The sequence below is a fragment of the uncultured Methanobrevibacter sp. genome, from assembly GCF_902801725.1.
GTDB lineage: Archaea > Methanobacteriota > Methanobacteria > Methanobacteriales > Methanobacteriaceae > Methanocatella.
Genome location: NZ_CADCJB010000007.1, coordinates 13,216 through 26,101, shown reverse-complemented (window position 1 = coordinate 26,101; position 12,886 = coordinate 13,216). Strand labels below are relative to the sequence as shown.

Genomic DNA, 12,886 nt, shown 5'->3' with positions numbered 1-12,886 from the left:
TTTTCGCACAATTATTTCATATTGATGACAGTATAGTATCAATATCAGTGTAGGGATATTCGTTTTAATCGACTGAAAAATGTTGATGGTAACTGATTTAAGAGAAGAGATTTTGGTGATGTTTGTTAAATGTAGTTAAGCAATTCCAATCCCAGTTCAGTACATTTGTACAATCTTCCTTTGCGAACTGTTTCATTGATGCAGACTACAAGGTTCTGTTTTTTCAAGTCTGATAATGCTGCAGACACTTGGCTGGTTTCAATATTGATTGACCTGGCAATTTCTGAAGGCATTTTTACTTCGTTGCCTAAAGATTTCAACGTATTTGTTCTATATGGTGATACTTTCACATATCCGATAAGTTCATATAATTTAGTCTCTTCCATGAATATACTTTTTTTAAATTAAATAACAAATCTTTATATATCATTTATGTTGTTTTATATTTTTTTAAACATAATCTAAACATAATATTGATTATTATTAATAACATCAATATTTAAAAAAAGAAAGGGCAGATTTAAGAATTGATGGAATCCATAAATCTGTTTTTAATTGTGGGTGGGTCCAAATCAATGATTGGTGCTTTTGAATTTCCGGGTTCTGTATCATATACTATGAAACTTGCATCATCACTTTTTATAACTTCACTCAAGTCAATTTCTTCGAATTTAAAGCTATTTTTAAATCCTACACTTTTTGCAATTTCACATAAGTCAATTACTTGAGCATATGTGTCCTGATTTCCTGTTGAACCGTAAGCACCATTGTCTATCACAATCCATGTCAAGTTTCTAGGATTGTTTGCAAAAACTGTTACAAGTGAACCCATATTCATTAGAAGTGATCCGTCACCATCAATAACAACAACGTCATTATCGGGGCGTGCCAATGCAAGACCAAAACCGATTGATGATGCAAGACCCATTGAACCGATCATATAGAAGTTTTTGTCCCTGTCGTCAATGTCATACAATTCTCTTGATGGAAATCCGATATTACATACAACAATTTCATCATCAATTTTATCCATTATATCAACAATTGCTTCTCTTCTTGCCATTTTATCACCAATAACTAATTTCTAATAGTATTGAAACGGGTTTTCCCTCTTCAATTGACAAATCCCATGAATCAAATATTGCTTCATATGCAGCTTCGGGATTGCCTGGCTTGAAAAATCTGAAATCCATAGCTTCCAAAATTCTTGGGGTAGATTCTCCCATAGGGACCTGTCCGCAAATATTTTCGCCTTCAGTTCCTCTGTGACTCATTATCATAATTAATGGAAATTCATATAGTTCCATAAGTGATTTTAGAGCGTTTATGGAGTTTCCAAGTCCTGAATTTTGCATTAGAATTGCGGTTTTTTTGCCTCCAAGATATGCTCCTGCACATATTCCAATTCCTTCCTCTTCGCGTGTAACCGGAATATGGGTTATGTCATTATCCTCATCAATCATGTCCAATAATTTTGATAGGTTTGCGCATGGAACGCTAACGATAAAGTCAATTCCGGCATCTTTCAAACCGTTATAAATAGCTTCACTACTATCCATTATATCACATCTTTTAATAATACTACAATTATATAATTCATCATTTAAAAAGCTATTTTTTTTATTTTAGTTCTTTTTTTTCAATATTTTTTAATTTATATCAATATTAACACAATATTTTAATTTTTATTATTGTATCTTTTCATACATTTAATTTAATTAATAGAAAACTTTTTATTTAATTTAATATTAATATATAACCATGTTTGATGAATTACCCATTTCTTCTAAAACAGAAAGGATATTGGCCAAATCTTTGGATGAAGCAATTTCTGTAGAAGAAGCAAATCATTTAATGAATATTAAAGGACCAGAATTGTATCCTTTACTAGCAACAGCTGATTATTTAAGACATAAAATCGTCGGTGATGACGTAACATTCATTAATAATTGCAATATCAACTTTACCAATATATGTACTGTTAGATGTGGATTTTGTGCTTTTGGAAAGGATGCAGATGACCCTGATGCATACATTTTGGATGATGATGCCATTCTGGCCAAAGCGGAAGGGGCAGTTTTAAATGGTGCCCGTGAATTTACTTTGATGGGAGGAGTCCTTCCTGATGCTGATATTGAATATTATGAACATTTGCTTACATTGTTAAAAGACAATTATCCTGATGTTTCAATTCATGGATTTTCACCAACAATGATTAGGGATGCCTGTGCAGTATCTAAAATGGATATTGCCGAGGGTTTTGAGATACTCAAGAACGCAGGTCTTGATACATTGCCTGGAACTGCTGCTGAAATTTTGACTGACAGGTCAAGGGAAATAATTTGTCCTGAAAAGGTCACTGTATCCGAATGGATAGATACTGTAAAGACAGCCCAGGAAGTTGGAATACCAGGTTCAGCTACAATAATGTATGGGCATGTGGAAACTTTAGAGGAAAGGGTAGATCATATTGACATTATTAGACAGATTCAGCAAGACACTCATGGATTCACAGAATTCATTCCAATGACTTTCATGCATGAATACTCTCCAATCTTTTTGGAAGGACAATCAAATCTCGGTGCTACCGGAACACAGGATTTAAAGTTATACGCCGTTTCAAGATTGATGCTTAGAGATTTAGTCCCTAACATTCAAGTGTCCTGGGTAAAAATGGGTTTCAGATTTGCACAGGTCGTGTTGACTGCAGGCGCAAATGACTTGGGAGGAACCTTGGGAGGAGATGAATTGTCAGAAGCTTCCGGAGCTCCTGATGGAGTTGAAGCATCCATAGAAACATTAACCCGCATGGTAAGGGACCTTGGAAGGAATCCAATTGAGAGAAATTCAAGATACACAGAATTTTTTCCGATTGATTAATTAGGTGTTTGAATGAATAAGTTCATTGTCATTGATGGTTTAGATGGGTCTGGTAAGGATACGCAAATACTTTTATTGGCTGAAATGTATAAAAAGCAAGGTCGTGATGTAACTATTAGATCCCATCCATGTGATGACAATATATATGGCAGAAAATCAAAACAGGCTCTTTTAAAAACAGGTAAAATAAATCATGTTAAGGCTACAGTTTATTTCGGGCTGGATGCAATCAGGTCAGTTAGAAAATATGCTCATAATGATGACGTTGATGTTTTGATATTTTCAAGATATATTCTGGCGGTTATGTATCTTCCGGATGTAGTCAATACAATTGTTTATAAAATTGTTGCATTCGTCCTTCCGACTTCAGACTGCATGTTCTTTTTGGATGTATCTCCTGAAGAATCACTTAGAAGAATAGGTTCACGTAATGAAGATACTGAAATGTTTGAAAATATAGAATCACTTAGGGAAAGCCGATTAAAATCACAAAAGTTCACGTATAATTGGAATGTAATTCCTGGTGATGATGCTCCTGAGGTAATTTCTCAAAAAATAATAGCAAAATGTCTTGAAAGCGATTCATAATACTTCTTGGATTCCATCTTCATTAATTATCATCAATGAATTAAGGTTTTCCAAGAAAATTGAAGCAATCGGATGGGTCTGAATGTCCTTGTGCATGAATATTACTTCCTTATCAACAATGTCAATCCAGTTCACATGATAAACGACAACACCATTAACAATCAAGCCTAAAAACTGTGGAATGAATCTATTTTCATTAATTTCTTCGAAGTACTGGTTTTTTCTTAAAATTTCTCTTAAAACATTATCCATATCTAAACACCTTTTCTTTCATAAACGAATTTTGGCACTGCTTTTGAGAAAGGGTCAAAAGTTTCCCTATTTTTAACTTCCATGCATTTCATGCTCACTTTTGAGTGTAGTGAGGATGGAAGCCTCAATATTCTTTTCAAGTCAATGGTTACTTTAGCGTCAATGGTTGCAAGATTAACGCGTGCCATGGCATCAACCAGATTCTTGTATCTTCTAGGGCCAATATCTCTTTTGAAGTATCCCCAGTCATCATTTTCAAGGTGATGTCTTGATGCCATGATGTCCTTCATTAGCTTTGGGTTTATTCCGTCCAATTTTTCATTTCCTACCAGATGCTGGATGTTGAATTTCACCTTGTCGGTAAATATTTTGGAATATCCGACAGGAATTGAGAAATGTTCAAAATTAAAGCTTTTATTTGATATTTCAGGATTGACAAATTGGGATTTTGGAACTTCTGCACCTGCAACATACTTCAATACTTCAGACCTTAATTCGCTGTTTGCAGTCATCATTTCTTCATCTAAAATTCTGATGTGATATCCTCTTCCTGAATAGATTAAATGTATGTTCTTAAGGCCCAGGTCATATTTTAATGTGTCAATAAGGGCATTGACTATTTCTAAAGCTTCGCCAAGACATATTTCACATACGCTATCGCATTGGCATGACCTGATAGGAATATCTTTTGCATCTACATCGAAGATATATTCTGCTTTTAGCCAGTCTTCACGTCTTTTGGGATTATTGTAAAAGGCTACTGAAATATATGCTGCAAAAGGGGATTTGTATCTTAAAAATTTTCTTAAAGACTCTTTTCCTCTGAAAACTTTGTATCTGTCATTCGGTCCGGTACCGTTGTGGTCAAAACCAAATTCCCTTTTTTTGATATCTGTAGCTATGAAGTCTGGTAAGTCATTTTCAGACCATTCTTCACGATAGTATTGTCTTCGCTCTTTAAGTGTAGCTTTAGAAAACATGATTAATAATTACTTTTTTAAAGTATATATTATTTCGGAAGGTGTGGTTTTTCACAAAAATGTTGTGGTGTTAAAAATAAAAAAGGAGGTTATTTGTTTTTGCAGCATCCAAAAAAGAAATTCTTTATTTTTTTTGTTTTTGATTTCTTTTCAGCCTCAATTTTTTTGTCTCTCTCATGCATTTTTCTTCTTGCTTCTACCATATTATCCATAATATCTCACCATAAAAATTTAGTCATACCTAAATTTTATTTTATATTTTTTCATTTATAAATTTTTCATTTTGTTATTAGAATAATTATTCTTTAAATGATAATGTAAAAATTGTTAGTGGTGTTGTTGTACAATTTAATCCGTTCTGATTGATATATTTATTAGATAGTTGTATGAAATATTTAAACATGGAAGAAATAGTCGAAGTTATTGGAGTGGAACATTTAAAAAGCATTTTGTCAGGTCTGACTCCTGAAGATATTGTAAAACCGGCATTTGATAATTGGATTTCATGCCAAAGAACCGGCCATACAGTACTTAATCTGGAAAATGGCAGAGTATATGGTTTAGGAATAGAATTTAATCAGTTGCCTTTAGCGGATAATATTTATATTGAATTGTTTACAATAAAAGCCGGGGAAGACCCAATCGATGCTGAAGAGCTGTTCTCTAAGCAGGAATATGAGGAATTTCTCGAGTTCAGTAGCGATGATCCATGTGAATATATTCCGGATATCATTACCGATTTTTGTGATAAAAATGATATTGATGAATATGGACGTAAAATAGGTCTTTTAGCTTATAATTTTGAAAAAAATGAGCAAGCAAATTATAATATGTGGGAATCAGCTATTTTAAATAAGTATTATGATGCAATATATGAAGACCATAACCCGTTTAAGTTTTCACAGTCATCAATTTAAAAATAGATTAAATGAAGAAAGTTAAGAGCTTTCTTCTTCAATTTCTTCAAAGTCTACTTTTTCACCAATCACTTTTAAACCCACATACATCACTACAACAGCAATTGGTATGCAGATGTACCATGCAATTCCAAATCCTGCAGGTATGTAACCGAATAAAATAGCAATAATTGCTACAAATATGGCATAGTAAATTTGTGTTTGTACGTGGTCAATATGGTTACAGCCGGTACCCATACTTGAAAGGATTGTTGTATCTGAAATTGGTGAACAGTGATCTCCAAAAATAGCTCCTGTCAAAACACCACTTGTAGCAGTAATGACGAATCCCATGTCTGGTGAAACAGCCCAGGCTAGAGGAATTGTTAATGGCATTAAAATACTCATTGTGCCGTATGCAGTACCAGTTGCAAATGAGATTATTCCACCAAGTACAAAAATCAATGACGGTAAAATCCAGTAGGGAATGGTTCCTTTTAGAATGCCTACCAAATAATTGGCAGTACCAACATTTCCGATGACTCCTCCTAAGGACCATGCAAGTAATAATATTACACAAGTAACTGCAATAGCTTTCATACCGCTAACCCATTCGTCGAGGGCTTGTTTTATGGTCATTATTCTTTCTAAAACTGCCATTAATATGGCTACAATGGATGCAAGTAATGCGGCTTGGAATAATGCAACGGATGCATCGGAAGCAGATAATGCTTCAAAAATACCGTTGAATGATAATGGTGCAGTTTTCATTAAAGTGATGAGAGTTTGATTATCTCCAGCTAAAATTGTAGTGTATCCGCTCCAATAAAATGCAATTAATGCCCCTATAATTAAGGTTCCTATAGGGATGATTGCATTCCAAACGGTTAATTTGATTCCTTCAACGGGTTGTATCTCCTCAAAACTGGAAACCTGTGGAATTTGTATAGATTCTGAATCTTTTCTGGCACGTGCTTTTTGTTCTGCTTTTTTCATAGGTCCAAACTCATATAATGTGAGGGATGACATAACAACGAAAATTAAAATTAGGATGTTATAGAATCTGTAAGGGATGGTTTGAAAAAATATTCCGAATCCACTAACATTCATTCCGATTGTTTTAAAACCTGCTGCAATTAAACTTATTTCCAATCCAATCCATGTTGAAATAATTGCAATGCCTGCTACAGGTGCAGCAGTTGCATCTACGACGAATGCTAATTTTTCTCGGGATACTTTAAGCTTATCCATTACAGGTCTCATAATTGGACCTATAATCAAGGAATTTGCATAATCGTCGAAAAATACACATAATCCTAAAAACCAAGTAATAAGTTGTGCTTTTCTGGGAGTGTTGGCACGTTTAGCAAGTGAATCTGCCAAAGCCTTTGCACCGCCCATTTTAGTGATTAACTGGATTACTCCCCCAATAAGTAAACATTGAAGAATAATTCCAGCATTCCAGGGGTCAGCCATACAGGATATTACTTCATGTCCTATAGCTAAGAATGCATTGACTGCACTGCCTACAATATTTAAATCATTTGCACAGAGCATAAATTCCCCAATGAAAACTCCAAAAAACAATGACAATATTGTTTCTTTAGTAATAAATGCCAATGCAATAGCTACGACTGGAGGTAATAATGTTAATACACCAAATCTTGTTGCAGGATTATCACTTGCAGGCGCTTGGGTGATTAATAATGATAATACAAAAAGAGCTATTACAGATACAGCAGTTATTATTCCAATTCTCATATTATTATTCATGTTCATTTATTCCACCATTTAAGTACATATATTATTATAATTTAATTATTAAAAACTATATTTAGTTAATTTCAATATAATAAAAATAAACAATTTTTCCTTTTTATTTCTTTGAAAAAGGTTTTTACATTGTGATTTTCACTTTTAAGTCAGTTAAAACCATTAATATAATCAAATCATGTAATATTTTAGTGGAACTAGTATAAATAATATTACATATTAATTAGAAAGGATTACTTATTATTCATCATTCTGTTCTCGGTCAAGCTGGAATTTTTTACGACCGTAACATGATAGGGGATTGTTGATTCCTTTGCAGGATTTGTCCGGATGGCATAAGTGTGGCAAATGAATTTTTATTTTTTCACAGCTCATCGGAGTGTACCATTTTGTTTCGCCTTCATGGTTAATATCAACTGTTTCATGCATTCCAAAACCTAATTTTGAGATGATATTGATTTTTTCCTGGGGTTGGTCGTCAAACAGTGGTGGGGAACAATTATCTGCAGCATCAAAAATCAATGGCAGAATTTCATTTTCTGTTATTGTCAGGTCAGGATCCATATCTGAAACTTTAACTGTTTCCTCTGAGGCGAAAATTCTTGGATATAATCGTGCATATGAAGCAAAAGAAGTTAAAAGAAGCACAATGGCATCGTTACGACCTCCTGAAGACACACCTTCAACAGTTGTTTTGATGCATGGTGGAAATGCATCAGGATTTAATTTTCCTGCTTGAACGCTACCATATATTCCGCCGCTTCCTGCATAATACTGGTTATATTTGCTGGTTTCTTCAGGAATAAATTCTTTTAGCTGTTCTGCAATTTTCAAAATGGCGGGGTGGATTTCAACATGAGCAGACATTTCCTTAATTCTTTTGATGTATTCTTCTGTTTTCTGCATTATCAATCTTGATAAAATCTGTTCCTTTACGCTGTCTCCGATTAGAAGGTTATACATTCTGTCGGGGCTTCTGTCATGGAATTTGTCTGAAAATCTCTCCAGAAAATCATCCTCCTGAAGGATAATGTCTCCGTCATCAATTAAAAGGTCGGTTAATTTGAGTTTTTTAGAAGCTATCACTTCTTTTAAAGAGTTCCATTTAATTGCCCCATCGGTTTTTACCTCATCCAACACTTCATCTATGATTTCCGCTCTTGACATTGGAGGTATTTTGGATAATCTTTCTTGAATCAAGATTCCCTGTGATTCAATAAAAAGTCTTGTTTCACGTGAACCTGTATTAAATTGATTTGCAATGGCTTGGCATAGTATATGGAAGGTTACAACGTCCTGTTCGAATAGCTGATCATTGTTAAGATATTCGAATTCGGATTGGGTATAGTTCTTATTATTTTTTTTCTCGATTGCCCATTGTATACGTTTCATTGCCAAATCAGCATATGATTTTGGAATCATGGAATCATCTGATATTTTCTGGTTTAAGGTATGTGTGCATATCTCAATGAGATTTTCATCTTCCTCAAAGATTTGGTTTAAATCTCCGTATTTTCGTATAATTCCTCTTCCTTCATCGGATAATGGATCTTCCTTCATCGGATAATGGATTAATAAATGAAACTTCAGCCATGTTTTTAACTTTTTCTTTTATGTTTTAAATAGATAACTCATTTTTAAAATCAATATTACTCTCAAATTATCGTTTTTTCTTTTAATTCTATTGATGATACTTTTTTTGAAAAATGTAATTTTGACTTTAATCAACTGGTGTGGTTGTTAATGAAGGGGCGAAAGAAAATAATTTCATTTATAGTTTTTTATTTTTTTTTAATTCTAATATTACTACTTGGTTATTATTGATGCATGACCTAATTTTTCATTTTATAACACTGTTAAAAATATAATTTATTATATAAGAAATTACATATTTATATCATGTTTAAATTAAATAAGGGGATTAGATAAATGTCAAAGATTTTTATTTCATGTGCACTTCCTTATGCAAATGGACCATGTCATTTGGGACACATCCGTTCAACTTATCTTCCTGCAGATATTTATGCTAGGTATAATAGAATGATAGGAAATGATGTGCTGATGGTTTGCGCAACTGATGAGCATGGAACTCCAATTGCAGTTAAAGCTGATAAAGAGAATAAAAAACCAATAGAAATTTCTAAAAGATATCATGACATGATTGTTCGTGATGTAGAATCCATGAACATATCACTCGATAATTTTACAAGAACTACTGATGAAGCCCACTATGAATTGGCTCAAAACTTCTTCAAAAAATTATATGATGAAGGATATATTTACAGAGAGGATATTCAACAGTTATATTGTCCTAATTGTAATAAATTCCTGCCTGATAGGTATGTTGAAGGATTATGTCCTGTTTGCGGTTCTGAAGCAAGAGGTGATCACTGTGAAAAATGTGGAAAAGCTCTTGATCCGACAGAACTTGATGAACCACACTGCATAACCTGTGGAACCACTCCAATAATTAAAGATACATTTCAGTATGCATTCAAGTTATCCGATTTGGAAGACGATTTGAAGGAATATATCTCCAGCAATGAAAACTTGCCTGCAAACGTTAAAAATTATGCAACCAACTGGTTGAAAGAGGGATTGAACGATTGGATTTTAACCCGTGATATGGATTGGGGTATTCCAGTACCGTTGGATGAAGCCCAAGGCAAAGTATTGTACGTTTGGATTGAAGCATTCTTAGGCTACATCTCATCTGCCAGCCAGTGGTCTAAAAAATCAGGTAAAAAATGGGAAGAATACTGGAATGACTTTGTAGTTCATTTTATTGGAAAGGACATTATTTACCACCACTCAATCTTCTGGCCGGGACTATTGAAGGCATACGGATGCAAGTTACCTGACATGATTTATGCAGGTGAATTCCTGTCTCTTGAAGGAGAAAAAATGTCAACAAGTAAAAATTGGGTTATCTGGATAGCCGATTTTGTAAAAGACTATGACCCTGATTTACTTAGATATTATCTTACAATCAATGCTCCTCTAAACAAGGATTCCGACTTTTCATGGGATGATTTCCAGAGAAGAAATAACGATGAACTTGCAGATGTGATTGGAAACTTCCTGCACAGAACATTTACATTTACACGCAAATATTTTGACAATAAAATCCCTGAATATGCAAATCCGTCCGATGAAGATGAAGAATTCAAGAAGGCCATTGAAGAATTGCCAGCAAAAGCAGGTGAATATATCTCAAACTTTGAATTCAGAGAAGGACTGCTTGAAATATTTAAAGTAGCTAAAAAAGGAAATAAATATTTCAACGATCAGGAACCATGGAAAGCGGTAAAAGAGGATATGCAAAAGGCAGCAAACTGTTTATATTTATCTAATCAATTAGCCAAAGCACTTGCATTTACATTAAAACCTTATTTACCGACAAAAGCAGATGCAATAGCTAAAATTTTAAATATTGATGATTTGTCCGATTGGAATGAAGCGAATGTATTCCTGCCTGTTGGACATGAAATTAATAAAGCCAAACCTTTATTTAAAAAGATTGATAATGAAGTGATTGATGCTGAAAAAGCAAAATTACTTGAAAACTTAAAAGAAAATAGTGAGGATGAAAATATGAGTGATTTAATTAGTATAGACGATTTTGATGAAGTAGTAATTAAAATAGGACAAGTAAAAGAAGCGGAAAAAATAGAAAAGTCTGATAAATTATTGAAATTGCAAGTGGATATCGGTGAAGAAAAACCAAGACAAATCGTTGCAGGTCTTGCAAAATTCTACTCCCCTGAAGAATTGATTGACAGAAAAGTATGTGTTGTAGCTAACTTACAGCCAGCAAAATTATTCGGAACTTTATCCGAAGGAATGATTTTGGCAACAGGAGAAAGCGGAGCATTGTTATCTCCTGATGAAAATGCCGAAATCGGCGAAAGAATTCAATAAATCTGATCAGTATGGAAGAATCTGTCCTAGTAAATAAAGCTGAGAAATATTTAAAAGAAATATCAAATGAGTCAATCAGCCTTGCTGATATTGACAATTTTGATAATTTCAAAACTCTTTACTTTAAACTAGATGACAGATTAAACTTTTTACAGGATTTAAAAGAGGATATGGATGCTCAAGGATATACGACTCCTTTTACATCCTTAAGCCGCTATGGAACTAAATCGGTAGCGGAAGTGGCACTGGATGAAGTCGGTGAGAACAGTCGCCACAATCAAATTTTTAGAATGAAGGCAAATGCCAAGAAAAATATTTTAGATAGGGTTAAATCAGCTATTGATTCACATAAAATTGCTATCGGACATCTTAAGCAATTCGGATATGTGAAATGTGATTCATGTTATAAAAAATATTCCATTGAGGAATATAGAAACATGAAAGCCAAATGCAGTTGCGGATGTGAGTCATTCACATTTAAAATAAATAAGGAAGCAACTCATAGGTTAGAAATCATTCCATATCTACCCCTTTCAGGAAATTATATGGTATTGATGAGCCAATTCTCTAATTATGGAAGAGAATCACTTAAAAAAGTTTTAAATATTTTAAAACAGGAACGTAAAGGTGTTGTAAAAACTATTTCTCTTGTCATAAGATTTAAAGATGAAAACAATAGGTTGGTTCGCAAAACAGTTACTCTCGATTCTGAATATGTGAACAATTATGAGGAGGAAGTCAGAAGAATCTATGGAAGCCGTGTTAGAATTGAGGCTTTGAGATTCCACAGAACCAAACCGGCCATTATTGATGATAAACATGCGAGAACTGCTCTTGCAATTGCTTATGTCAGATACTGCGAGCGGATAATACATGATATCAAAGATGATATACTCAAAAGGAAATTATCTGACTTTAAAAGAATCAAGAATTATGATGCTATCATTTCCGAGTTTGAAAATCAAACCCCTGATTTTATAGACAGGTATGATGTAGATGCAATCGAAGTTTGGAGAAATTCACAGATTGAAAATAAACTTCAAAGCTTCAATTATTTGGATAAATTCGGTAATATGGTGCGGTCTCTTAAGAGGGACTTGAAAATTAGGGACAATATTTATAAAAGCACGTTGGTCAATATTGCATCCTGCCTGATAATGTGGGATATGTTCAGATATTATTTGACCACTTCCTACAATTCCCGTAAAATTGAAAGCGGACCTTTCCCATACATTCGTGTAGAGCTGGACCGTGAGCAGCGTAAGGTTTTCCAGACTACATATACTAATGTTATTAAAATTTTAAACGAATTTACAGATATCAAGATTATTCCGGTTTATGAAATGGATTTGCTGTTGTATGAAAAATTCAAGTTTGAAAAACAGATTAAAAACTCAAATATTAAATTTAACCATGTTGCATTGGGTGCAGCACTGATTAGTGAAAATTCAGGTATTGGACTTGAAGAGATAAGTAATGCATTCAATATAAATGAATCAAAGATTAAAAAAGAAATAAAGAATATTGAACACATTAAAAATCCTAAAAGCGATAAATCTAAGAAATTCCTTGATTTGATTAAGAAATAGTGATAAT

General features: G+C 33.5%; 13 protein-coding genes. 5 read left to right on the top strand and 8 right to left on the bottom strand.

Features of this window, described 5'->3' with window-relative positions; all coding sequences use genetic code 11:
* Positions 1-125 precede the first annotated feature (125 nt).
* From QZV68_RS02265 to comD, 3 genes are all read right to left on the bottom strand, one after another.
* Complete coding sequence (locus QZV68_RS02265) at positions 126-386, bottom strand: MarR family transcriptional regulator (RefSeq protein WP_296878196.1); 261 nt, start codon at positions 384-386, stop codon at positions 126-128.
* A 134-nt stretch (positions 387-520) separates the two neighbouring features.
* Positions 521-1,063: a sulfopyruvate decarboxylase subunit beta gene (gene comE / locus QZV68_RS02260; RefSeq protein ID WP_296878194.1), complete on the bottom strand. Its 543-nt coding sequence runs from the start codon at positions 1,061-1,063 to the stop codon at positions 521-523.
* A gap of 4 nt (positions 1,064-1,067) precedes the next feature.
* On the bottom strand, positions 1,068-1,559 hold the full coding sequence (gene comD, locus QZV68_RS02255; RefSeq protein ID WP_296878192.1) for a sulfopyruvate decarboxylase subunit alpha: 492 nt from the start codon (positions 1,557-1,559) through the stop codon (positions 1,068-1,070).
* Positions 1,560-1,761: 202 nt separating this feature from the next.
* Here comD and cofH point away from each other — a divergent pair, with 202 nt between their 5' ends.
* A complete protein-coding gene (cofH, locus tag QZV68_RS02250; protein ID WP_296878190.1) occupies positions 1,762-2,880 on the top strand; it encodes a 5-amino-6-(D-ribitylamino)uracil--L-tyrosine 4-hydroxyphenyl transferase CofH in 1,119 nt (372 codons plus the stop codon).
* 12 nt (positions 2,881-2,892) lie between these two features.
* Positions 2,893-3,468 (top strand): thymidylate kinase, encoded by a 576-nt coding sequence (locus tag QZV68_RS02245; RefSeq protein WP_296878188.1) that lies wholly within the window; start codon positions 2,893-2,895, stop codon positions 3,466-3,468.
* On the opposite strand, the gene QZV68_RS02240 is transcribed toward QZV68_RS02245, so the two are convergent.
* From QZV68_RS02240 to QZV68_RS02230, 3 genes are all read right to left on the bottom strand, one after another.
* On the bottom strand, positions 3,463-3,720 hold the full coding sequence (locus tag QZV68_RS02240) for a hypothetical protein (protein ID WP_296878186.1): 258 nt from the start codon (positions 3,718-3,720) through the stop codon (positions 3,463-3,465). The two genes, QZV68_RS02245 and QZV68_RS02240, sit on opposite strands and share 6 nt — an antisense overlap.
* 2 nt (positions 3,721-3,722) lie before the next feature.
* Entirely contained in the window at positions 3,723-4,700 is a 978-nt protein-coding gene (priS, locus tag QZV68_RS02235) for a DNA primase catalytic subunit PriS (RefSeq protein WP_296878184.1), read from the bottom strand.
* 89 nt (positions 4,701-4,789) lie between these two features.
* On the bottom strand, positions 4,790-4,912 hold the full coding sequence (locus QZV68_RS02230) for a hypothetical protein (RefSeq protein ID WP_296878183.1): 123 nt from the start codon (positions 4,910-4,912) through the stop codon (positions 4,790-4,792).
* A 174-nt stretch (positions 4,913-5,086) separates the two neighbouring features.
* Here QZV68_RS02230 and QZV68_RS02225 point away from each other — a divergent pair, with 174 nt between their 5' ends.
* Positions 5,087-5,617, top strand: coding sequence for a hypothetical protein (locus QZV68_RS02225; protein ID WP_296878181.1), 531 nt, complete (start codon positions 5,087-5,089; stop codon positions 5,615-5,617).
* 21 nt (positions 5,618-5,638) lie between these two features.
* Here QZV68_RS02225 and QZV68_RS02220 read toward each other — a convergent pair whose 3' ends face one another.
* Together QZV68_RS02220 and priL are read right to left on the bottom strand one after the other, a co-directional pair.
* Complete coding sequence (locus tag QZV68_RS02220; protein ID WP_296878179.1) at positions 5,639-7,375, bottom strand: Na+/H+ antiporter NhaC family protein; 1,737 nt, start codon at positions 7,373-7,375, stop codon at positions 5,639-5,641.
* A 234-nt stretch (positions 7,376-7,609) separates the two neighbouring features.
* Entirely contained in the window at positions 7,610-8,929 is a 1,320-nt protein-coding gene (gene priL, locus QZV68_RS02215; protein WP_296878177.1) for a DNA primase large subunit PriL, read from the bottom strand.
* A 369-nt stretch (positions 8,930-9,298) separates the two neighbouring features.
* Here priL and metG point away from each other — a divergent pair, with 369 nt between their 5' ends.
* Both metG and QZV68_RS02205 read left to right on the top strand, forming a co-directional pair.
* The gene (gene metG, locus QZV68_RS02210) at positions 9,299-11,290 is read left to right on the top strand and encodes a methionine--tRNA ligase (RefSeq protein WP_296878176.1); all 1,992 of its coding nucleotides are present in this window, start codon (positions 9,299-9,301) and stop codon (positions 11,288-11,290) included.
* A gap of 11 nt (positions 11,291-11,301) precedes the next feature.
* On the top strand, positions 11,302-12,879 hold the full coding sequence (locus QZV68_RS02205; protein ID WP_296878174.1) for a DUF530 domain-containing protein: 1,578 nt from the start codon (positions 11,302-11,304) through the stop codon (positions 12,877-12,879).
* Positions 12,880-12,886: the final 7 nt, after the last annotated feature.

Bases quoted from the DNA above. Each gene is read 5' to 3' on its own strand.
- priS (WP_296878184.1), bottom strand. From the start codon at position 4,700: ATGTTTTCTAAAGCTACACTTAAAGAGCGAAGACAATACTATCGTGAA.
- QZV68_RS02225 (WP_296878181.1), top strand. From the start codon at position 5,087: ATGAAATATTTAAACATGGAAGAAATAGTCGAAGTTATTGGAGTGGAA.
- QZV68_RS02220 (WP_296878179.1), bottom strand. From the start codon at position 7,375: ATGAACATGAATAATAATATGAGAATTGGAATAATAACTGCTGTATCT.
- QZV68_RS02240 (WP_296878186.1), bottom strand. From the start codon at position 3,720: ATGGATAATGTTTTAAGAGAAATTTTAAGAAAAAACCAGTACTTCGAA.
- comE (WP_296878194.1), bottom strand. From the start codon at position 1,063: ATGGCAAGAAGAGAAGCAATTGTTGATATAATGGATAAAATTGATGAT.
- QZV68_RS02245 (WP_296878188.1), top strand. From the start codon at position 2,893: ATGAATAAGTTCATTGTCATTGATGGTTTAGATGGGTCTGGTAAGGAT.
- cofH (WP_296878190.1), top strand. From the start codon at position 1,762: ATGTTTGATGAATTACCCATTTCTTCTAAAACAGAAAGGATATTGGCC.
- QZV68_RS02230 (WP_296878183.1), bottom strand. From the start codon at position 4,912: ATGGATAATATGGTAGAAGCAAGAAGAAAAATGCATGAGAGAGACAAA.
- metG (WP_296878176.1), top strand. From the start codon at position 9,299: ATGTCAAAGATTTTTATTTCATGTGCACTTCCTTATGCAAATGGACCA.
- priL (WP_296878177.1), bottom strand. From the start codon at position 8,929: ATGAAGGAAGATCCATTATCCGATGAAGGAAGAGGAATTATACGAAAA.
- QZV68_RS02265 (WP_296878196.1), bottom strand. From the start codon at position 386: ATGGAAGAGACTAAATTATATGAACTTATCGGATATGTGAAAGTATCA.
- QZV68_RS02205 (WP_296878174.1), top strand. From the start codon at position 11,302: ATGGAAGAATCTGTCCTAGTAAATAAAGCTGAGAAATATTTAAAAGAA.
- comD (WP_296878192.1), bottom strand. From the start codon at position 1,559: ATGGATAGTAGTGAAGCTATTTATAACGGTTTGAAAGATGCCGGAATT.